General features: G+C 36.6%; 24 protein-coding genes. All 24 read left to right on the forward strand.

Annotated features, from left to right (window positions below):
- Positions 1-19 precede the first annotated feature (19 nt).
- The 24 genes from J7K93_10010 to J7K93_10125 all read left to right on the forward strand — a co-directional run bounded on the left by J7K93_10010 (position 20) and on the right by J7K93_10125 (position 21,116).
- Positions 20-205 carry a hypothetical protein gene (locus J7K93_10010; protein MCD6117339.1) on the forward strand — a complete coding sequence of 62 codons (186 nt, stop codon included), beginning with the start codon at positions 20-22 and terminating at the stop codon, positions 203-205.
- A gap of 70 nt (positions 206-275) precedes the next feature.
- Positions 276-677 (forward strand): hypothetical protein, encoded by a 402-nt coding sequence (locus J7K93_10015; GenBank protein ID MCD6117340.1) that lies wholly within the window; start codon positions 276-278, stop codon positions 675-677.
- A gap of 23 nt (positions 678-700) precedes the next feature.
- Positions 701-1,132 carry a hypothetical protein gene (locus J7K93_10020; protein MCD6117341.1) on the forward strand — a complete coding sequence of 144 codons (432 nt, stop codon included), beginning with the start codon at positions 701-703 and terminating at the stop codon, positions 1,130-1,132.
- 51 nt (positions 1,133-1,183) lie between these two features.
- Entirely contained in the window at positions 1,184-2,110 is a 927-nt protein-coding gene (locus J7K93_10025; protein MCD6117342.1) for a radical SAM protein, read from the forward strand.
- A 380-nt stretch (positions 2,111-2,490) separates the two neighbouring features.
- Positions 2,491-2,964 carry a hypothetical protein gene (locus J7K93_10030; protein ID MCD6117343.1) on the forward strand — a complete coding sequence of 158 codons (474 nt, stop codon included), beginning with the start codon at positions 2,491-2,493 and terminating at the stop codon, positions 2,962-2,964.
- 153 nt (positions 2,965-3,117) lie between these two features.
- Positions 3,118-3,918 (forward strand): hypothetical protein, encoded by an 801-nt coding sequence (locus J7K93_10035; protein ID MCD6117344.1) that lies wholly within the window; start codon positions 3,118-3,120, stop codon positions 3,916-3,918.
- Between the two features lie 66 nt (positions 3,919-3,984).
- Positions 3,985-4,443: a GNAT family N-acetyltransferase gene (locus tag J7K93_10040; protein ID MCD6117345.1), complete on the forward strand. Its 459-nt coding sequence runs from the start codon at positions 3,985-3,987 to the stop codon at positions 4,441-4,443.
- Between the two features lie 47 nt (positions 4,444-4,490).
- The gene (locus tag J7K93_10045; protein MCD6117346.1) at positions 4,491-5,114 is read left to right on the forward strand and encodes an energy transducer TonB; all 624 of its coding nucleotides are present in this window, start codon (positions 4,491-4,493) and stop codon (positions 5,112-5,114) included.
- Positions 5,115-5,127: 13 nt separating this feature from the next.
- Entirely contained in the window at positions 5,128-7,440 is a 2,313-nt protein-coding gene (locus tag J7K93_10050) for a hypothetical protein (protein ID MCD6117347.1), read from the forward strand.
- A 44-nt stretch (positions 7,441-7,484) separates the two neighbouring features.
- Positions 7,485-8,171: a dienelactone hydrolase family protein gene (locus J7K93_10055; protein MCD6117348.1), complete on the forward strand. Its 687-nt coding sequence runs from the start codon at positions 7,485-7,487 to the stop codon at positions 8,169-8,171.
- A gap of 8 nt (positions 8,172-8,179) precedes the next feature.
- A complete protein-coding gene (locus J7K93_10060) occupies positions 8,180-8,770 on the forward strand; it encodes a hypothetical protein (GenBank protein MCD6117349.1) in 591 nt (196 codons plus the stop codon).
- 386 nt (positions 8,771-9,156) lie between these two features.
- Complete coding sequence (locus J7K93_10065) at positions 9,157-9,504, forward strand: cupin domain-containing protein (protein ID MCD6117350.1); 348 nt, start codon at positions 9,157-9,159, stop codon at positions 9,502-9,504.
- Positions 9,505-9,519: 15 nt separating this feature from the next.
- A complete protein-coding gene (locus J7K93_10070; protein MCD6117351.1) occupies positions 9,520-10,380 on the forward strand; it encodes a formylglycine-generating enzyme family protein in 861 nt (286 codons plus the stop codon).
- Positions 10,381-10,382: 2 nt separating this feature from the next.
- Positions 10,383-10,967 (forward strand): hypothetical protein, encoded by a 585-nt coding sequence (locus tag J7K93_10075; protein ID MCD6117352.1) that lies wholly within the window; start codon positions 10,383-10,385, stop codon positions 10,965-10,967.
- 4 nt (positions 10,968-10,971) lie between these two features.
- Positions 10,972-11,436, forward strand: a complete 465-nt coding sequence (locus tag J7K93_10080) for a hypothetical protein (protein ID MCD6117353.1) — start codon at positions 10,972-10,974, stop codon at positions 11,434-11,436.
- A gap of 15 nt (positions 11,437-11,451) precedes the next feature.
- Positions 11,452-12,132, forward strand: a complete 681-nt coding sequence (locus tag J7K93_10085; GenBank protein ID MCD6117354.1) for a hypothetical protein — start codon at positions 11,452-11,454, stop codon at positions 12,130-12,132.
- 17 nt (positions 12,133-12,149) lie between these two features.
- Entirely contained in the window at positions 12,150-12,698 is a 549-nt protein-coding gene (locus J7K93_10090) for a hypothetical protein (GenBank protein MCD6117355.1), read from the forward strand.
- A 169-nt stretch (positions 12,699-12,867) separates the two neighbouring features.
- Positions 12,868-13,839, forward strand: a complete 972-nt coding sequence (locus J7K93_10095; protein MCD6117356.1) for an ATP-binding cassette domain-containing protein — start codon at positions 12,868-12,870, stop codon at positions 13,837-13,839.
- Positions 13,836-14,564, forward strand: coding sequence for an ABC transporter permease subunit (locus J7K93_10100; protein ID MCD6117357.1), 729 nt, complete (start codon positions 13,836-13,838; stop codon positions 14,562-14,564). The genes J7K93_10095 and J7K93_10100 overlap by 4 nt, the downstream gene beginning before the upstream one ends.
- A 2-nt stretch (positions 14,565-14,566) precedes the next feature.
- Complete coding sequence (locus tag J7K93_10105) at positions 14,567-16,372, forward strand: GldG family protein (protein ID MCD6117358.1); 1,806 nt, start codon at positions 14,567-14,569, stop codon at positions 16,370-16,372.
- Between the two features lie 36 nt (positions 16,373-16,408).
- Entirely contained in the window at positions 16,409-17,476 is a 1,068-nt protein-coding gene (locus J7K93_10110) for a DUF4340 domain-containing protein (protein MCD6117359.1), read from the forward strand.
- Between the two features lie 267 nt (positions 17,477-17,743).
- Positions 17,744-19,282, forward strand: a complete 1,539-nt coding sequence (locus J7K93_10115; GenBank protein MCD6117360.1) for a YifB family Mg chelatase-like AAA ATPase — start codon at positions 17,744-17,746, stop codon at positions 19,280-19,282.
- Positions 19,283-19,294: 12 nt separating this feature from the next.
- On the forward strand, positions 19,295-19,636 hold the full coding sequence (locus J7K93_10120) for an STAS domain-containing protein (protein MCD6117361.1): 342 nt from the start codon (positions 19,295-19,297) through the stop codon (positions 19,634-19,636).
- A gap of 343 nt (positions 19,637-19,979) precedes the next feature.
- Entirely contained in the window at positions 19,980-21,116 is a 1,137-nt protein-coding gene (locus J7K93_10125) for a P1 family peptidase (GenBank protein ID MCD6117362.1), read from the forward strand.
- Positions 21,117-21,122: the final 6 nt, after the last annotated feature.

Below are 21,122 nucleotides of genomic sequence, written 5' to 3' on the forward strand. Positions count from 1 at the left end.
TTTATTTAAGAGGTATAAAATGGATAATAAAGATAAATCCAAATACTATCTGGGCTTTATTTTCTGGGACACGGAAGATAAAAGAGTTTTTGTGCCAAAAAGATTTGGCGTAGGGTGGACATTTAACTTTGCCAACCAGCGTTCAATTATTATTCTGTTCGCTACAATTGTAGTTTGTATCTATCTATGCAGATTTCTGCATTAATTGTATTTTATTGAAAATAAAGAACCAGACCTTGATTTTGAGCGGCACTTAATTCCGGAATAAAATTGATATGACTGGACATGATGCCATGGAAAAGAAATACAGATCAACCAAAAGGATTAAATATCTAATACTAATTTTCTTTGTTGTCTCTTTGTCAGATTTGTTATTGAGCAAACCGGTGGATTCATCGTTTTTTTTCAGGCTTTGTGTCTATATTTTATTGTCAATCTCCCTCTTTATTTCACAAACAAAAACAATAGCAGAAATCAAAGGCGATAAATTATTATTCTACACAGGTATAGGGTTTAATGATCCGTCAGAAATAAGGTTGGATGAAATTAGCAGGGTCGAACGGCGGGGGAAGAGATTGCTTCTTATTGTACCTGAATTTAGAAAAGAATTTTCGGTTAATGCTGATAAAACAGTAATAGATCAATTAGAGAATGACTTTAGAGATATATTGAATTAGTTTAATTTGAAAAAGAAAAACGCATGATGGCGAAATCAATACTTTATCGATTATTTAAACTCGGTATGATTCCAAAAGAGCTGCGTGCTGTTCTTGAATCCGAGGGAATTATTGTATATGATGAGGGCATAAGAGGAAGATTTATTACAAAAGATTTTAAGGCTCCGGGTAAAAGGTTCAAATATCGGAGGGTAGGATTTGCCGGATTTCTTGTAATTACACGGAAACGGATGATTGCTTATGCATTCAGCAGAAGAGTTATTAATATCCCATTTGAAAATTCCAAAATATCAGCAATTACAGCAGAGCTTGTTAATCCTAACAGAATTAATTTTTCATTTAACTCTTCTGAGTTCCGAAAAGACTGGAAGGGTACTATTGATTTACAGTTTGATACAGCAAGGGCGCAGGAATTTTACAGTACTATAATGGATTTAAGTGATATAAAAATGTAGTTGATGTATTAAGGAGTACAATTTTAATTAAATTAAATACGAATATTATAAATGGCAAATAATAAGATTTTTACAGTGCAGCTTGAAAATTGTGAATGCTGCCCGAGAAAATGCAGTGTAAACAGGCTTAAAGGAGAAACAGGATTCTGTCATGTTGCTTCCTGCAGTTTAATCTCCCATTCAGGCCCTCATTTTGGGGAAGAACCTCCCATTTCGGGAATAAAGGGTTCAGGTGCTATTTTTTTTGCCGGATGCAACCTGAAATGCGTATTCTGCCAGAATTATCAGATCAGCCAGGAGTTTCAGTCCTATCCTCAAAAAAGGCTCTCAACAGATGAACTTGCATTGGAAATGCTGCTGCTTCAGGAAAAAGGCGTTCATAATATCAATTTTGTTTCACCGAGCCATATGATTTTTCAGATGGCTGATGCTATATATGCAGCTAAAAAGAAAGGGTTTGTTATTCCTGTAGTTTATAATTCCAACGGATATGATTCAGTTGATGCCCTGAAACAGATCAGCGGATTGGTGGATATTTACCTTCCTGACATTAAATATATGGATAATGAGCTCGGAGAGAAATTGTCCGCAGTGAATGATTATGCTGATATCGTTCCTGAAGTATTAAAAGAGATGCTTCATCAGGTTGGCCATCTGAAAACGAATAATAAAGGTATTGCACAAAGAGGCCTGCTTGTAAGGCATCTTGTATTACCGGGTTTTCTGAGGAACAGCAGGAAATGCCTCTCCTTTTTATCGGATTTATCCAAAAATACATATGTAAGTATAATGTCCCAGTATTCTCCTCAATATCAGGCTTCTAATTTTTCAGGAATAAACCGGGCTTTGACGAAGGACGAATATAATGAGATAGTAGATTATGCTATTGATATCGGGCTGAAGAATGCTTTTATTCAGGAAATTGAAAGTCAGGATAATTATTTACCTGATTTCGGAAGGGAAGCTCCATTTGTTTAGGGTTTGATTTTCTGCAGTTTAAAATCCGCGGCATTCTCTTTAAAAACAGTAAGGTTGCTTCGGTATTCCTTTTGAGCGGAATCCCCGCAAAGATATGTAAATTTTTTTAGTGTAGCTCAAAGGAATTAAACTTTCAACCATAACGGGGTTTTAACTCCAGAGATACAGGAGAAAATTTTTCCATTAAAGCAGCAAAAAGATACACCTGCTGTTTCGTTTTGGATACTTCCTTAAAACAAGATTGTTAACAGAAAAAATAATTTTGTCCTCTTACTTGCTATTAATCAAATAGTTACAATTTGACCAGAAATATTGATCTAACTATGGCATGGAAATTGCATAAATCAAATAACAAAACAAGTCATATTAGAGAGGCCGGAATGCCGTCTTTACATAATAAAAAATTCAGGACCATATTTATTGCAGCAATATCTGTTGCAGGGATTTTTCTCCTTTTTATTGAATCCGCACAGATGAGTATAATGCTTTCGGGATCTGATAACAGCAGCAGGAAAATTACTGGTATTGAAATGATTCTTAATCAGATGAATAATGAGTTGTCGAGAACCAGGCAAATTATAAGTGCAGAGCCTAAGCAGATTATATTTATTGATGATAACAACCACATTAACCGTTATTCATATGAATACAATACATTATGGAGAAACGGGGATCCTATAGCAACAGATATATCATCTTTTAATTTTGAGTACAGAAACCGGGTTGGCGCTCTCATTATTACTGCTGACAGATTTCTCAGGGATGTAAAAACTGTGGCATGGGTCGTTCGTTTTTCAGACGGGTCTGATGATCAGCTGAAAGACTCTCGTGTTATTCTTGCAAGCCTTCAATAATACTTTTTTTTAAAACTGAAATTCTGATATAAATTTATCATTTTTAAAAAAAATGTTTGTCTTTTAATAAACCTTTTTTATCTTAAAATAATCATTAAAAAATTTATTGTATTTTAAAATATAATTTTCATTTTAAGGTGAAAGGAGCTTCCCATGGGATTAAAACTGGATTCTCTTAAGAAAGTCGCAGAGGGTAAAACAAAAGTTATTTATGAGAACCCAAGTGACCCGAAATCTGTATATATGGTTTTTAAAGATGATATTACTGCCGGTGATGGTGCAAAACATGATGTAATTGAAGGGAAAGCTCTCGTAGACTGGAAAACAAATAGTGACATATTTGAGTATTTGAACCGATGCGGAATAAAAACTCATTATATTGAAAGGCCTCAGGAGAAGGTAAATCTTGTTAAAAAACTGGATTTTAAAATTAACCTGGAAGTTGTTACGCGCCGTGTTGCAGCCGGATCAATTTTAAAATGGAGCGATGTTGAAGAAGGTACATGGTTTAATCCGCTTATCACACAGTTTCACTATAAAGATGATCCTCTGCATGATCCCATGCTTGATGATTCCTATGTCGATTATATTATAAAAGCCAAAGACGGCGGCCATATTTATGCTGATATGAGAAAAATAAATGCAGAGGTTTTTAAACATCTTGAGAAGGCATTTTCAAAATTTAATTTGCAGCTTGTTGATATGAAACTTGAATATGGGTTAATTGAAAATCAGGTTACGTTAATTGATGAGATCAGCGGCGGTTCTTTCAGGTTGTGGCCATATAAGACAGATAGTCCGAATTTTAATCAGTCCAATGTCCTTGGCGAGCTGGATCCGTCTGCAAGGCTTGATAAAGATAATTACCGCCAGGGTGAATCTTTGGATAAAGTTCAGTCAAAATTTGAACAGATTGCTCAGATCACTTCATCATTTAAAGATGTTGCTGTGTGATTTTAAAATATTTATTTTTTGATTGATATCCTGCGTAATGTTATTTATGGGAAAAGGACACGGCTTATGAAATCCGATATTGTTATCAGAAAAGCAGAATTCGATGATGCTGAAATGATTGCAGAATTTAACAGATTAATGGCTATTGAGACTGAAGAAAAAGAAATTGCCAAAAAAGTGATCAGAAACGGCGTTCTTAATCTTATGAAAAATCCGCAATACGGTTTTTATATTGTCGCTGAATCAGGCGGAGAGACAGCGGGATGCCTGATGTTAACTTTTGAGTGGAGTGACTGGAGAAACGGACTTTTTTTGTGGGTGCAGAGTGTATATGTTAAACCTGAATTCAGAAGGCATGGTATTTATAGAAAAATGTATCAGTTTGTTAAATCTTACGCATCCTCAAGAGAAGATGTATGCGGCATAAGGCTTTATGTTGATAAAAACAACACCTCTGCACAGAAGACATATAAAGCTCTTGGCATGAAAGAGACTTCCTACTCTTTTTTTGAAGAACTAACCTGAATGGGTTAATTATTAAGTCTAACTCTTTTAATAATAGAGACTAAACAATGTCTGTTCTTAACAGGAGAACAAAATATAAATCCGAACATTCTGTTCTGCTTAAGAGATCATTAATTGTTACTCTAATTATTTTTATTCTAATTTTTAATATGTCAAAACGTTTTTCTCCCCTGCATAATAAACAGTTGCATTTTGATTATGCAGATATTTTTTTGGATGTTCCGGTTACTGATTCGAGGGGGGCGATGCCGAGGCCTCCTGATTTACCTAAAGTACCAATTCCTGTTGAGGATGATTATGTACCTCCCGATGAGACTATTCCGGATACTGATTTTGATATAAACAAAGGCATCCCTCTTTTTGATGGCAATACTGAGTCCGGAATCGGATCGGGTGCTTCTGCTCCGAGGCCTGTATTGGAAGTTATTCCGTCTTACCCTGAAAAATTGAGGAAACATGGAATAGGAGGTATAATTACACTTGATATTCTGGTTAACACAATGGGGTTTGTGGACTCAGTGAAAGTTATCAGCAATTCTTCACGTAGCAGTATTCTGGCGAAATCTGCAGTAAATGCCGCTTATAAAAGTAAATATTTACCTGCAAAAGTCAGAGGTGAACTAGTCTCCTACTGGCTGAGGAGAAGCTATAAATTTTCTAATAACAGATAATTATGGAGATGAGATGATAAGGGAAAGATTATGGAATGGGCATATAAAAGGCCTTATTCTGTTTATTCTACTATTCTGTACTGCTGTACAAGCTCAAAATTATATATCAGGTGATACCAGTTTTAAAGAGCAGGTTAAAGAGTACAAAATAATTCTTAAACAACACCCTGACAGTACAGCAGTACTGGAAAAGCTTATACAAGTTTTAATTGATAAGAAGGATTGGGGCTCAACCGAAATTTTTGCACAAAAACTGCTGTATAAACAGCCTGAGAATATATTTGCGCATTATGCTTTTGCAGTTTGTGAGAGAGAGCTCGGTAAAAACAATGCACCGATTTTGCGTTTGTTGAATTTTAAAAAGTCTGATAAATATTTCCAGAAAGTTGTGGAAATGGATTCTCTTTATAAAGATGTTTTTTATCAATGGGCCTTATTGAAAAGAATGAATGGTAAATACATTGATGCTGTTGAATTAATCAGAAAACAGATGAGGATTGATCCTCAAAATAACATTTACAGATATGAAGTATTCCATTTAATTGATTATATGGTTGAGGATGTATCTTCGGATTCAATAGAGACGTATTTAATTAACCGAAAGGATCCTTACAGCAGATATGCACTCGGAGAATTGTACAGAAGAAAAGGAGTTCTTGAAGCTGCCGATTCGGTTTTTTCTTCTCTTTTGAAAGATCACGGCCAAATGGAGCTGCAGCCAGTTTATCTGTCTCTCGTCAGACTGCGAATTACTCAGAAAAAATTTAAAGATGCTCAGAGGTTTTACTGGCTTGGTGTTGACAGCGTGTCAACAAATGCAGGGGCAATGCTGGTTACTGAAGGCCTTATGTTTATTGTTCATGCTGAGGAATACAGAGCACTTAAAAGATATAAGAGTTTTGCAGAGCTTAAAAGGATTGTTAATTATTTATGGATTAAAAGAAACCTTATGCCTGCAATGGAGTACAATTCCCGTTTGATAGAACATTATAGAAGATTGTTGAAAGCAGAGAAATATTACAGGTATGACGGTTTACGTCATGTTTTGCAGAAATCTGATGTTGCAAATACAATAGTATTCCCTCCGTGGTATTATGAGAATTATAAATTCAATGATATGGGTTTGATTTATATCAGGTACGGAGAGCCTGATGACAGAATAACCACCTTCGGCTCTGGTGTACCGTCTAATATTTCATGGCTGTACAGGCAAAGGGGGAACAGAACAAAGCTTATTTTTCATTTTTATATTGCGCCGGATGCTCCTCCCGGATACTGGACTCTGAAACCAATGGTTTCCTCGGGGCAAGAGCTTGAAAAACTCTATGACTGGGATACTAAATATTATCGGATAGCAGAATCTATTGGCGCTGACAGGGTTAAAAGTTCCGATAGCCAGACAGTTGATGACATTCAGGCAATTAGTGCAACTACATTAATGTCGGAACTTACTGATGAACGTATAAATGATGCTGAGTTTGCAATGAAACATGATGAGCAGAGATTCTCTAAGACTACTACGGTACTGCCCATGTCTTTTATTGCGAACAGATTTTTATATTCAGGTTCGAATACAGAAGTACAGTTTGCATATGCAATCCCAGCTGGTGAGATATTTAAAAAAGCAAAAAAAGATTCCATAACGCTTGAGGCTGGTATAACAGTGTTTGATAAATACATGAAAGAAGTATATAAAGATCTGCAGAGGTATAAACTTATAAAATCCGGGAAAAACAAACATATATATAAAAAACAGTTTATTGGAAAATTTGTATTTAAAGTTTATCCGGAGAAATATAATATTGCCATACATTGCCGGATTCCAAAAACAGATCAGCTGAACGGCAGCAGGTTCAAATATGTTGTTCCCAGGCCTGGCAGAAATAGTTTGAGTCTTAGTACGCTGCTGCTGGCTTATGATATAAAATTTAAAGCCGATTCTGAGAAGAGAATTAGAGGAAATCTCAATATTATTCCGAATCCGAGTCTTAGATTTTCAAAAAAAGATCCTCTTTTTATCTATTACGAAGTGTACAATCTTAAAAAGGGGGCTGATGATTTAACAAATTATACTGTTACGTTTAATATCAAACAAAAAGGGTCCCCCGGGAGAAAAGTTAAAAATCTTTTTGGAATTTTTGGAAAATCCGAGTCATATACAATAACAGTTCAAAATAAATATTCAGGAAAATCAGTTAAGGATTCAAATTTTTTAAGTTTTGATATGTCGAGTGCGGGAAAAGGGGAGTATAAACTGGAAATTGTTGTTCATGATAATGTAAGCAATTCCGAAAAACGTCAAAATGTCGAATTTACCTTGATGTAGATAGATTTTTCTGAGGATATTAATGCCTGAAAACGGAGTCTAATATGAGAAAAATATTATCTTTAATTTTAATTTCGTCTTTGTTGCTGCTGATAAAATGTGAGAAAGTACCTATTCCGGATATAGAAGTTCTTTATTATAAGTACATAATTTCTACACCTAAAGATTATAATGAGAGTAATAAGTATCCTCTTATTGTATTTCTGCACGGTTATCATGCCAATGTGAATTCCTATGATGATTATAAGGTTTTTGGCCTTGGTGATTATGCTGAAGAACATGAAGATTTCCCATTTATTGTTGTTGCTCCTCAAACTACAGAAGAGTATGAAGTAGATATTATATGGAAGCTTGTCCTAGATATAAAGGAAATGTATTCAGTGGATGAGGACAGGATTTATGTGACAGGTTTCAGTATGGGGGGGTCGGTTACTTATGATGTCGCGTCCGCACATACTGATAGCGTTGCAGCAATAGCTGTAATTGCAGGTGAAGGGGAAACACAATCAGCAGAATATCTGAAAGATGGTGCAGTATGGATTTTCCATGATAAGAACGATCCTGTAATATCTTATTCATCTGCATTGGATATGTATAATGCTCTGCTTGAAGCAGGTTGTGATGTCAAACTGACAAGTTACGATAACGGGACACATTCAGGATGGTATGAAACATATACTAATCCTGATTTGTATTCATGGTTTTTAGCACATTCTTTAAAAGAAAGATAGGGGGAAAATTGAAAAGAAGCAAAAAAATCAGTATAATTGCAGTTTCACTGTTTGTTGTAATGGTGGGAACAAATTCTGTATATAGCCAGAATCAGCGTAGATTTTTTATTAAAAAGAAAAAGCCTTATGCATTCAGTATGTTTGTCGGATCTGTAAGAGGTTTGGGATTTTCCGGCCGCATTCGTATTTTTAATGGAATACAAACAGAAGCAATGATTGGTGTTACGTCATTCATAGAATCTCGCTATTTTACTCCTTACCCGGGAAATATAGTAAGCTTTTCTTTGAGACTGCGGTCAAAATTATATAAAAGCTTATATGTTGCAGGCGGTATTTATATGGGATTGTTTAATGTTACTGAAAGTAGCAATGTTATCTCCAGTCAGCTTTTTAAATGGATGAATGGAGCGACATTATCATTTGGATTAAAAAATTTTTTTAAAAAAAGAGTTGGCCTGGAGGCCGGAGCTGTCTTTGGGCTGCCTGAATCCAGTTCTGATATTGTTAGTACAGGAGATGGCATATATTTAGTAAAATTACACAGGGAGCCTAAAGAGCTTTCTTTTTCGCCATTAATTACAGTAAATATAAATCTTTAATATTTGTGAGATTCCAGTATTTTCACGAGATTAATACAAACAAAGTGATAAAGAATAAATTAGTGTCGAAAATTGATTTATGTAGAGAATTTTGTGAACAGTAAGAGGTACATTAGATTGTATGTTTAATATGTAAGTGTAATAAAAACAAGCTGACAAATATTCCTGAAGATTGGCAGGGAATTTGCTGTAGATATTAATGTAATCATTCCCACAGAGTGATACATTTCAATCTCCTTTCCTCTTCTATTAAAAGCCGTTGTTATATTTAGCAGCGGCTTCTCTCCATTATAAAGAGAATGTTGTTTAATTCCCTTGATTTTTAATAAGAAATTATGTAAAATTTGTCTACCTGAATTAATAAAACATTATAATGGAGGCATTTAATGCAGATAGTTCATTACACTGAAATTGATCCTGAACCTGTCATAGCAGATAATGTAAAGGGTACTACAATCAGGTGGCTGATTTCAAAAGCAAAGGGTGCTCCTAATTTCGCAATGCGGTTTTTTGAAGTGGAACCAGGGGGCTTTACACCCCTTCATACTCATGATTGGGAGCATGAAGTGTTTATTATAAGCGGTAATGCAAGAGTCTGGAAGGATGGGCAGGAAGTTGAAGTTACGCCAGGCACTGCGATTTTTGTCCCTCCTATGGAGAAACACCAGTTTAAGAATACTGGTAATAAAACACTGCAAATACTTTGTCTTATCCCTGTTTATGCTGAAAAATAGTTACAGGTAATGTAAATGAATAAATCATTCTGGTTTTTTTCTGCAGTTATTATTTTTTCTTTAAGTAAGATATGTACAGGCCAGGTTATTGATCTTACACACAGAAAAGAGGTGTCAATTAATTTTGTATTTGTGAAAGGCGGCACTTTTGAGATGGGAGATTTGTGGGGGATGGGATTTAGTACCGATGAAAAACCTGTTCATGTTGTTAATGTCAGTTCTTTCTGGGTTAGTAATTGTGAAATAACAAATGAGATGTTTGCTGATTTTTTAAATGAAGCAGGCAATCCCGTTGAAAATGGCTCTCCATGGCTGGATATAAGAGATCCTGATTGTAAAATATTACTTAGAAAAGGTGTTTTCTATCCAAAAATCGGATATGAAAAACATCCTGTTGTAGAAGTAAGCTGGTTTGGAGCAAGGGCTTTTGCAAAATGGCTGGGCTGCAGGCTCCCAAAAGAAGCTGAGTGGGAATATGCTGCAAGAGATGAGGGCAAAAATATTCTCTTTCCTACAGGCAGGACATTAATTTTCAATCAGGCAAACATAAGCGGCGTAGCAGGGGATGATATTTATAAAAATACAGCGCCTGTGTGTTCCTTTCCTCCAAACAAACTTAAGATATTTGATTTTGCGGGTAATGTTTGGGAACTGTGTTCTGACTGGTACAGTGCATCATACTATGCTCACAGCGGGTATGATAATCCTGCGGGCCCTGATTCTGGAGCGGTCAAAGTCATACGCGGCGGATCATGGAAATATTCAAGGTGGAATTGCCGTACTGCAACAAGGGGAATGTTCCGGCCGGATGAGACACGCAATGATGTGGGTTTTAGAATAGTAAAAGATGTGAAACCTGAAGAACCGGGATATTAGAAATGCATTGCAGTAAAAGGGGCTATTATATCAGAGTTGAAAAATCTCTCAGTGTATCACTTCTGATTTTTATTATTATTTTTACTGTTTCAAAACATTATGGATCCGGTGAAATTTCCGGATTTCTGCAGATTAAAAAGATAGAGATAGACGTTGAGGAACTCCCCCCTATAACGCAAAAGAAAAAAACAGCGGAGATGCCCATGCTTCCCAGTGTTCCTATACCATCGGAAGATGAGCTGATTCCGGAAGATGAAACAATTGAAGATACGGATTTTAAAGAAGTTGATGATATACCTTCTCATGACAGCAAAGATTTTCCTGTAATTTCCAATAATATTGTCTTCAGGAAAACAACTGTCAAAGGGAAACAAATGAAATCAGGCTACGTAAAATTATTGGTCTTTGTAAATAAGTTCGGGCAGGTTGATAGTGTACGTGTAATTGAGAATACTACAAATTCCAGAAAGAAAGAAATGGTTGCTATTCGCAGGGCATATAGTACAAGCTATATTGACCAAATTCGCAAAAAACGGAAATCCAGGTGGATAGAGCGAGTTTTCAATTTTGATAGTCGGGAGCATTAAAAGAATGCGCAGGTATACTTATCTGTTTTTAATTTTTACTTTCCTGTTAAATGTTAAATTATCAGCACAGGATTTAAAAGTAAATAATGTAAAATTTACAGATCTTGGCGAAAAGATAATTATTACTTATGATTTACAGGGTGAAATTTGGAAAAAGTTTAAAGTTAATATTAAACTTTCTGATAATGGAGGCAGAAATTTTAAAATTATCCCCAGGGCTGTAACAGGTGATTTGGGAAATAGAGTAAAACCGGGTAAAAACAAGAAAATAGTCTGGGATTTATTTGAAGACTATCCGTATGGATTATTGGGTAATAATTTTATTTTCAAAGTTGAAGCGAAATACAAAAAAAAGAAGCCGCTTTACTGGATTTATCCTGTTGCTGCTTGTGTTGTTGTAACCCCCTTTTTATTATTCAGACATGTTGATAAGAGTGAGATTGTCATTGAAGTTCCTGCTTATTATTAGTTCGGAGATGTTGATTTGAAAAGAGTTTTTTACAGGTTTTTTATTGTTTTGATATTAACATTTATTAGCTGCTCTTCTATTATTGATCCTGAAAATTCAGGATCTGTACAACTTGTATTAATATCCGGCAGAATAGGGAAGATTTTATCGTCAATTAATACTGGTAATTCGTTGCGGAGAGTATCCTGCAGGATAGAACGTCGTGGATCTGTTTATTTTAATAAGGATCTGGAACTGCAGGGAGATTATTTCAAAGGAAGAATCAATAATCTGGATGTCGGGATAGGTTATGAAATATTTCTGTTGGGTTATGGAAGTAGCTCCAGATGTGATGTGTGTAGTTACAGAGATGGCATTAATATTAAAAAAGGATATGTTACATCAGTAACAATGGAATGGATAAAGTTTGTTTCAGAATTAGTCAGTCCTGTAAATGGTGAAATTGCAGATTCTTCCGTAATATGTTTTTCATGGAGAAAAGTGTCATGTGCATCTGATTATTATCTGCAGGTTGATGATGATTCTCTTTTTGTCTCTCCTTCTGTAAGTGTCCAATTAAGTGATACTTCCTATGCCTGGAAAATTAATTCATATAAAAAGACATATTACTGGAGAGTTGTTTGCCAATCAGGCAAATCTAATGGAGAATGGTCTGAAACAGGGAATTTCCGGTATGTCCCGAGCTCCGGAGTATAATTTATAAGAGAATATTTATGCATATAAAAAGATCAAAAGAGTTTACTATTTTGATGATTGCGTTAGTTGTAATTTTTGCAGGATGTTCTTCTGTAAAGCGCGTGATCTCAAGAGTCCCGGGCTTTCCGGATTATAAAAATGATAAAGATATGGCTGCACAGGCAGTAAGTAATCCTGGGTTTATCGGAAAGCTTGCAGGCAGAAGATTAAATATAAAAGGACAGACCAATATAGCATGCACTGTTGATGTTATTGACCCTGTACCTGACAATAAGCTTGGCCATGGAGAAACAATTACGTTTATTGTTACAGTACGTAATTTTTCCATGGATAGAATAATCCATCCTAAACTGGAAGTAAGTTTATATCTTAATGATAATCCCGATATCCTGAAGATAATTTTTTTAAATTCCCTTGATCCGGGAGAAAAGGCCGAGTTTAAAGAATATATCGAATGGCACAGAGATATTGCAGGTAAACTTATTAGATACAGGTTCAGAGTTTTTGACAATTTAACAAACAGTTCATCCCTTGTAATGGAAGAAGATATTCCATCTGCAAAATAGCTGATAATACTTAAAAAAAGTCCAAATTTTTATTTAAAACACGGAACTAACTTAAAAGTGCAACGTTAAATAATACGTTATACGTTTTAAATAATATATAAGCCATTCGCTGTTTAATCAAACAGGAGAGAGAGTTTAAAATGGAGGAAATTCAACGAGAGGTAAGATTATGATTGAGCTTCAGAATGTAACTAAAGACTATGGTTTAACCCGTGCTCTCGACGATGTATCTTTCTCTGTGAACAGGGGAGAGATAATAGGCTTTGTAGGCCCTAACGGAGCAGGGAAGACAACTGCAATGAAAATAATTACAACTTACAGCATGCCGACATCCGGAAAGATAACGGTAGGCGGATATGATGTTGTGGAAAATCCTTTTGAGGTGAGAAAGCTGATTGGCTATCTTCCTGAAACCGTGCCTCTTTACGATGACATGCTGGTTGATGAGTATCTCTCTTTTGTAGGAGAGGCACGCCATCTAAACGGTACTTTCAAGAAGCGAAGAGAGTGGGTAATTGATGCGTGCGGGCTGGAACCGGTTATTTATCGAAAAATAGGAGTTCTGTCAAAAGGGTACAAGCAGAGAACCTGCCTTGCACAGGCCCTTATTCACGACCCTGATGTATTGATACTTGATGAACCTACTTCAGGGCTTGACCCGCTTCAGATTATCGGAATCAGAAACCTGATAAAGGAGCTTGCTAAAAAGAAAACAATTATATTAAGCACTCACATTCTTCCTGAGGTGACTACAATCGCAGACCGTATACTTGTGATAAACAAAGGAAAGATTGTAGGGAACGGAAGTTTTGAAGAATTACGAGAGAGTGTTACAAAATACAGCATTATCTTCCTTAAAGTTAAAGGTAAAAAAAATCTGGTAGACAGCAGCCTGAAACAAATAAAACAAATACAAAAAATTGAATATAGTGACGATTCGTCAAAAGATACGGTGAGTTGTAAATTATATTATGAAACAGGTGCAGATATTATTCACGATTTGAACAAAATGATAAGAGATGAAAAGCTGGAAATAGAATCTCTTTATCAGGACAAACTTTCTCTTGAAGAGTCCTTTATAAAGCTCACTGCCCTTGGAAAAAGCACTGAGGATTTAACAGAGCAAGGAGGTATTAAGTGAATGATATAGGGATAATTTTCAGAAGAGAACTAAAAGCATATTTTTATTCTCCTATTGCGTATGTATTCAGTATAATATTTATCTTTCTTAATTCAAGTATCTACATGTTTCATCTTTTTTTCCTTGGCAATGCAGACATGCGTTCATTTTTTTCGACTCTTCCAATTATACTGGGGCTTGTATTCATACCTGCAGTGTCTATGAGATTATGGTCAGAAGAGAAAAAACTCGGTACTGTTCAACTCCTTCTTACATTGCCTATGAAGACAGAAAGTATTGTATTGGGTAAATTTTTTGCAAGTTTTATTTTTTACTGTGTTGCTTTGGCAGGAACTATAACAATTCCAATAGTACTGCTTTTCCTTGGTAATCCTGATTTGGGCCCGATAATCGGCGGTTATATCGGAGCAGTATTTCTTGGAGGATTTTTCCTTTCAGTAGGCATATTTATATCCAGCTTTTTTTCAGATCAGATTATCTCATTAATAATTACAAGCCTTGCACTTGGATTTCTTGCTTTAATAGGATGGCAGTATGTTCCCATGGTGATTGACGGCTGGATTCCGGGATTGGGCACTTTTCTATATAAATATATAGGGGTTACCAGGCATTTTAATGATATTGAACGCGGCGTGATAGACATTAAAAATATCATTTATTTTCTGTCCTATACTGCACTGTTCCTCTACTTAAACGCTAAAGTATTGGAAAGGAGAAAGTACTAACGATGAAAGTATTGAATAATAAGTTTACCACGACTTTTGTGGCAGGCACTCTGCTGCTTGCAGGTTGTGCAGTGCTGATTAATATGGTCTTTAATAATTTTCACGGAGGCAGATTTGATCTGACAGGAGATAGAATTTACACTATGAGTCCTTCAGTTACGAAAATTCTTTCAAAGTTAGAAGCGCCAATTGAAGTTACATACTACGTATCTTCGTCTGAAAAGATGCCGACACAGTGGAAAAACCTTGAAAGAGATGTGATAGATAAATTGAGAGAGCTAAAACTGGCATCAAGGGGGAAATTTAATTACAAGGTCTTTGACCCTTCCAAAGAAGAGGAGAAAGAGGCATATCAGGAAGATGTGCAAAAAGAGAAAGAAGCTAAAGGCCTTTTTGCAAAAAAACCAAAGAAGGTCCAAAGACAAAAGATTGCTGAAAGACTGTACGAAAAAGGTGTTATACCTATTGGTGTAAGAAGTACAAGCCGCGATGAAATTGCAGTAAAGAGGGTATACTCTTCTATAGTTCTGTCATATCTTGACAGGAAAGAGGATGTGATTTCTGAAGTTCGGCCGGAGAATTTCGGAAACCTTGAATACGAAATTATTTCCCGTGTTTACAAATTAATCTCCAGGAAAAAACCCGGAATAGCGTTTTACCCGGGTAAACCTGAAGCCCCTCAGCAGATGTACAGGTATTACGGACAGACTCCTCCCGACATGTATTCTAATGCAGTTAAACTTCTTAAAAAGGCCGGTTACAATGTAACAAGGACAAATATTACTGAAAAAGACCAGATTCCTGATGATATCAGTACTATGGTTCTGATGCTGGATCAACCCTTAAATGTCCGTCAGATGTTTGAGATTGACAAGCTTGTGCATAAGGGTGTTCATATTATAATGGCAGGGCAGCAGTACAATTACAGAATATATCCCTCAAGAACGCGTCCCGGCAAATTTGAAATTACAGGCATGTCTACCGGCCTGAATATCAGCGACTTAACAAAGAGCTACGGGATTGAACTGGGCAGTAATATGTTTATGGATGAAAATAGTGCATATATTCAGATACCTGTTTATCAGACCAGAAATATGGGAGGGCTGCAGTTTCGTGAGCAGAGAATGGAGCCTGTAAGAAAACCTGTAATAATTAAGATTAACCCTGAAAATATTAACAGAGACCTTTCAATCTCTAATAATATTGACGGCCTGTTTTTTATGTACGGATCAAGAATTTTATTAGATGAAAAAAAGATTAAAGAAGATTCTCTTTTTGAAAAAGTTCTTTTTACATCAAGCAAATATTCATGGACCGGAACAGGCAGAGGATGGGGGCCTGTAAATACAAATCCTCCGCAGAGAGGCAGTTTTCTCGGAAAGCAGCCTCTTGGTGTATACATCAAGGGCAAATTCAAAGCAAAATATCTGAATCAGGATGTTCCCCCGTGGAAAGCTTCTTCAGATAAGAATAATAATGATACTGCTTCCGTACAGGAAAAGATTACAGGAGAAGCAGTGCCGACACAGATTATTGCGATAGGCTGCAGCAATATGTTTAAGAATGATGTAATGCAGTATATTGACAGCCATCAAAAATTTCTTGTGAACTGCGTAGATGCTCTGACTCTTGGCGATGAATTGATAAATATTAGAGCAAAAAATGTAACGCCGAGAAGAATAAGAGAAATAAGCAGTGTGGGCAAGGCTGCAGCCAAAGCTTTTGTTCTGCTTTTTACTCCGCTTCTTTTTATAGCAGCAGGTATATATTTAACAATAAGGCGTAAACGTAGAGCATATAACAATTGATAATTTTCAAACAAAATATGAAAGAGGTGAGCTCAGATGAGTGAGAGAAATCTTAAAATATTCGGGATTGTGTTTTTATCTCTTCTCCTTATCTACATAATTACAAAACCGAGGAACCACAGTATAGATATTGACAAACTGGTTCAATCTGTTGTAATCGGAGTTGAACCGGAGGATGTCGGAAGTATTGAAGTTTACAGGGAATTGGGAGAGAATAAAAGCGCAAAAATTCTGTTTCTTAAGAAAGATAACCAATGGAGAATTGAGAGCCATTTTAACTGTAAAGCGGAGAGCAGCAGGATTTCAAGCCTGATTAACGATGTCCTGGAGATGACAGGTAAAGTACGTTCCTCTGATCCCGCCCGTTTTGACTTATATAAAATCGGCGACAGTGAGGGGATTCATCTTCTGTTAAAGGATAATGGAGGCAATCCTCTTGCCAATCTCATTATAGGAAAGAAACCTGAAGACCCGAGTTCCGGTTTTGTAAGGATTGCAGGAAGGAATAAGGTCTATTTTACTGATAAAAGCCTTCTTGCCAGTCTTGGTATTTATGGTGATATTGATACTTTGACAACCTTCAGTGTTGACAGGTTTGTTGACCTTGATGCTGTTACCCAGGATAGAAGCAAACTTGATATGGTTGGAGTTGTGAAAAATAGTAAGAAAGTGGTTGTGCGTCAGAAAGAAAAAGAGCAGCCGAAAGCAAAGAGTGATACTACAAAAGCTCCGGTTAAAAAGAAGGTATGGGTCCTTGTACGCGGGAAAAAAGAGGTCTCAATTGACCAGAATGAGGCAAAGAAATTTCTTGACAATGTTACAAAAATATCCGCTCAGGAAGTTGTTGATCGCCTCGGAGGTACATTTTCAGATTACAACAAGAGTGTAAAGTACGGATTTCAGAATTCAGCAAAGTACATTGTTTTCAGAAAATCTGACGGGACTCAGCAAGTCGTAGTCTTCGGGAAACCCTATGATAAAGATAAGGGCTTTTACATGCTTGTTAAATATGATGACGGGCTTGTATACAAGGTTTTAAAAAGTAAATGCGATGATATCTTTAAATGGATAAAGGAATTACCTGAAAAAGCAGTAAAAAAATAGTTTAGCTGGGGGCTGTATCAAAAGGTTCAAAAAAATAATTGCAATTCCTGCTATGGCGGAGGAAACAAATTTTTCGGTTCATGCTAAATTCAATCGTTCGCTTTGTTGATTAGCTCCTTGTGTTGATATTAGAAGTTTTTTGATACAGCCCGGTATCAATCATTCTGAAAGCATTTTTAAAAATATGTAAAAAGTTCTTGCTTATTTAATGATATTTGTATATACTAAAGAAAAAGAGATCCCCAAACTAAAAGACGTTTCTGATCTATGTTCTCAAAAGTGTTCAGCGCTGCTGTCCTCGGCATAGAAGGGTATATTGTCGAGGTTGAAACTCACCTTGAAAATGGACTACCAAGTATTGCAACAGTGGGGCTGCCTGAAGGTGCTGTCCGGGAATCAAAGGAAAGAGTTTGGGCGGCTATCAAAAATAGTGGTTTTTCCATACCGCGTAAACGGATGACAGTTAACCTTGCTCCTGCTGACATCAGGAAAGAGGGGTCTGCATTTGATCTTCCGATTGCGCTGGGAATACTGTATGCAAGTTCTCAGATATCGTCGGATATTTTTAATGAAACCGTAATACTCGGAGAACTTGCTCTTGATGGAAAAATCAGATCTGTCAGAGGTGCGTTGCCTATTGCAATAGCAGTAGGGCAGCACGAATTTAAGCGGGTAATTCTGCCTGCTGAAAATGCAAACGAAGCTGCAATAGCACGGGGGATTGATGTCTTTCCTGTAAAAAGCCTGAGAGAAGCTGTTGAAGTTCTTGAACAGGAAAATTCTCGGCATCCTTTTAAAGTAAATATTGATGAAATTTTTTCAGACAGCAGAAAATATAATGTTGATTTCAGTGATGTGAAGGGTCAGCAGCATGTTAAACGTGCTCTTGAAGTAGCAGCAAGCGGCGGGCATAATGTTCTTTTAATCGGGCCTCCGGGGTCAGGTAAAACAATGCTTGCAAAACGGATGGTTACAATTCTTCCTGATATGACTCTGGAAGAAGCTCTTGAAACGACTAAGATACATTCGGTTGCCGGAATTCTGCCTGAAGGGAAAGCCCTTGTTGCATCGAGGCCTTTCAGATCGCCGCATCATACAATCTCTGATGCAGGGTTAATCGGAGGGGGGCATATCCCGCGGCCTGGAGAGGTGAGTATTTCTCATCATGGTGTTCTTTTTTTGGATGAACTTCCGGAATTCAAAAAAAATGTGCTGGAAGTAATGCGCCAGCCCATGGAAGATGCAAAAGTAACTATTTCCCGCGCTGCACTATCTTTGACATATCCGGCAAATTTCATGCTTGTGGCTGCAATGAACCCGTGCCCGTGCGGGTATTTATCTGACCCCAATCATGAATGTACTTGTACGATTCCTATGATACAGCGTTACAGATCAAGAATTTCCGGGCCCTTGCTTGACAGAATGGATATACATGTTGAAGTCCCTGCAGTAAAATATAATGAACTTGCTGATAAAAGAGACGGCGAATCTTCCGAAAGAATTAGAGAAAGAGTTGTAAAAGCGAGAAAATATCAGCTGGAAAGATATGAAGGAACATCGATATTTTGTAATGCAGATATGACTGAAAAACATCTTAAAAAATATTGCATTATTGAAGGGCAGAGTGAAGGGCTGATGAAAAGAGCAATTGAAAAACTCGGTTTATCAGCAAGAGCATATACCAGGGTTTTAAAAGTTGCCAGGACAATAGCAGATCTTGAAGATAAAGAAAACATTGAAGTGCAGCACATAAGTGAAGCAATTCAATACAGAAGCCTTGACAGAGATTTTACTACTATGATGTAACAGGAATTTTACATGCCAATTGTAAATTATGAAGAAAGAGAAAATTTTGTTATTCTAAGAATAAACGAACCGAAGATTTTTCAGGAAAAGGTGTTTATTTTCAGAGAACAGATACTCAACATTATGAAAAATAACATAGATAAGTTTATTCTGGATTTATCGGAAGTGGAGGTTATCAACAGCTCGGGCCTGGGCGTTTTACTTTTAATGCATGACAGACTTGACAAGAAGAATGGTAAAATGGTTATATGTGGGCTTAACCCCCTTTTAAAAGAGCTTTTTAAGAGGATGAGGCTGAATGACATCTTTCAAATAGAAAATTCAGTAAAAGATGCCGAAGAGTTATTAAATTGAAATTTTGCAGGGTGTTTGGCTGTTTATAAAACAGTATTAAAAAACCCTGCAACCTCGTCCCAGCCTATAAAGAACCCGCATTACACGGTGGGTGTCCTCCTGAACGCTTTTTACTTCCACTCTAAGGAGGCTTGTAATAGACGCCAGAGCCGGACTCCCAAATTTACAACTTGACTCTTTATAGTTGCGAAAAGGACTCAATTACAGGGTTACCTATTTTAAGTTAGTTGCAACACTTTAATTTGGAAAATTTATAAGCAAATGTCAAGAGAAAATGGTGATTAACTTGATTAGATATTTAAAAATTATTTGTATTTATGCAGGAATAATATTTCTTGCGGGCATGTTTATAGACAATAATTTATTGGCTCAGTCTAATAAAAGGCCAAGGGCAAGAGAAGCTTGTGTGGTAATTGGTGTTATATCCCCTGGTAAATATAATGCAATCACTGATGTAAAAGGTGTAAAGGTTGGACATGTTACTATCCAAAAGGGAGATTCAGTTCGTACCGGAGTTACTGCTGTTCTGCCTCATGACGGGAACATTTTCAAGGAAAAAGTACCTTGTGCTGTTTATGTGGGTAATGGTTTTGGCAAACTTGCAGGCTCAACTCAGATAGAGGAACTAGGCAACATTGAAACACCAATCATTTTAACAAATACATTGAATGTAGGTACTGCTGTGAAAGCAGTTGTTAAGTATACTCTCAGCCTTCCCGGAAATGAAGAAGTTCGTTCTGTTAATGCGGTTGCAGGAGAAACAAATGATGGGTGGCTGAATAATATAAGAGGATTTCATATAACAGAAGATGATGTTATTAATGCAATAAAAAATGCTAAGGGTGGAATTGTGGGGGAAGGATGTGTTGGTGCTGGTACGGGAACAACATGTTTAGGATTCAAAGGTGGTATAGGAACATCTTCACGAGTATTACCGGATGCTCTCGGAGGATGGACGGTGGGGGTGTTAGTACAAACAAATTTCGGCGGGATTCTGTCGGTAAACGGAGCACCTGTGGGAAGGGAACTCGGGAAATACTCATTCAGCAGGTACCTTCCTGATGATGAAGAGGGCTCCTGCATGATTGTAATAGCAACAGATGCTCCTCTCTTGCACAGGAACCTGAAGCGTCTTGCTTCAAGAGCAATGCTCGGCCTTGGATTGAGCGGAGGATTTTCAAGTAACGGCAGCGGAGATTATGTCATCGCTTTTTCTACAAACGAGAAATGTAGAATAAAATCTGATAATAAAAAAAGCGTGGAACGTTTTGAGCAAATTCCAAACAATAAAATGTCTCCCTTATTTTTAGCAGTTGTAGAAGCAACGTATGAAGCGATACTTAATTCTCTTTTTGCTGCTGAAACTGTAGTTGGAAGAGATCATCATAAAGTTGAGGCACTACCAATTGAGAAGACAATAAAAATATGTAAAAAATATAACTCTTTAAATTGGGATAAATCCTTGATTAATAATAGATAAATAGGC

This window comes from bacterium (assembly GCA_021158245.1).
In the GTDB taxonomy this organism is placed as follows: domain Bacteria; phylum Zhuqueibacterota; class QNDG01; order QNDG01; family QNDG01; genus QNDG01.

Coding starts and splice junctions, on each gene's coding strand:
- J7K93_10040 (MCD6117345.1), top strand. CDS start 3,985: ATGAAATCCGATATTGTTATCAGAAAAGCAGAATTCGATGATGCTGAA.
- J7K93_10065 (MCD6117350.1), top strand. CDS start 9,157: ATGCAGATAGTTCATTACACTGAAATTGATCCTGAACCTGTCATAGCA.
- J7K93_10020 (MCD6117341.1), top strand. CDS start 701: ATGATGGCGAAATCAATACTTTATCGATTATTTAAACTCGGTATGATT.
- J7K93_10105 (MCD6117358.1), top strand. CDS start 14,567: ATGAAAGTATTGAATAATAAGTTTACCACGACTTTTGTGGCAGGCACT.
- J7K93_10025 (MCD6117342.1), top strand. CDS start 1,184: ATGGCAAATAATAAGATTTTTACAGTGCAGCTTGAAAATTGTGAATGC.
- J7K93_10010 (MCD6117339.1), top strand. CDS start 20: ATGGATAATAAAGATAAATCCAAATACTATCTGGGCTTTATTTTCTGG.
- J7K93_10125 (MCD6117362.1), top strand. CDS start 19,980: ATGTTTATAGACAATAATTTATTGGCTCAGTCTAATAAAAGGCCAAGG.
- J7K93_10055 (MCD6117348.1), top strand. CDS start 7,485: ATGAGAAAAATATTATCTTTAATTTTAATTTCGTCTTTGTTGCTGCTG.
- J7K93_10015 (MCD6117340.1), top strand. CDS start 276: ATGACTGGACATGATGCCATGGAAAAGAAATACAGATCAACCAAAAGG.
- J7K93_10080 (MCD6117353.1), top strand. CDS start 10,972: ATGCGCAGGTATACTTATCTGTTTTTAATTTTTACTTTCCTGTTAAAT.
- J7K93_10115 (MCD6117360.1), top strand. CDS start 17,744: ATGTTCTCAAAAGTGTTCAGCGCTGCTGTCCTCGGCATAGAAGGGTAT.
- J7K93_10035 (MCD6117344.1), top strand. CDS start 3,118: ATGGGATTAAAACTGGATTCTCTTAAGAAAGTCGCAGAGGGTAAAACA.
- J7K93_10090 (MCD6117355.1), top strand. CDS start 12,150: ATGCATATAAAAAGATCAAAAGAGTTTACTATTTTGATGATTGCGTTA.
- J7K93_10095 (MCD6117356.1), top strand. CDS start 12,868: ATGATTGAGCTTCAGAATGTAACTAAAGACTATGGTTTAACCCGTGCT.
- J7K93_10050 (MCD6117347.1), top strand. CDS start 5,128: ATGATAAGGGAAAGATTATGGAATGGGCATATAAAAGGCCTTATTCTG.
- J7K93_10070 (MCD6117351.1), top strand. CDS start 9,520: ATGAATAAATCATTCTGGTTTTTTTCTGCAGTTATTATTTTTTCTTTA.
- J7K93_10075 (MCD6117352.1), top strand. CDS start 10,383: ATGCATTGCAGTAAAAGGGGCTATTATATCAGAGTTGAAAAATCTCTC.
- J7K93_10110 (MCD6117359.1), top strand. CDS start 16,409: ATGAGTGAGAGAAATCTTAAAATATTCGGGATTGTGTTTTTATCTCTT.
- J7K93_10030 (MCD6117343.1), top strand. CDS start 2,491: ATGCCGTCTTTACATAATAAAAAATTCAGGACCATATTTATTGCAGCA.
- J7K93_10120 (MCD6117361.1), top strand. CDS start 19,295: ATGCCAATTGTAAATTATGAAGAAAGAGAAAATTTTGTTATTCTAAGA.
- J7K93_10045 (MCD6117346.1), top strand. CDS start 4,491: ATGTCTGTTCTTAACAGGAGAACAAAATATAAATCCGAACATTCTGTT.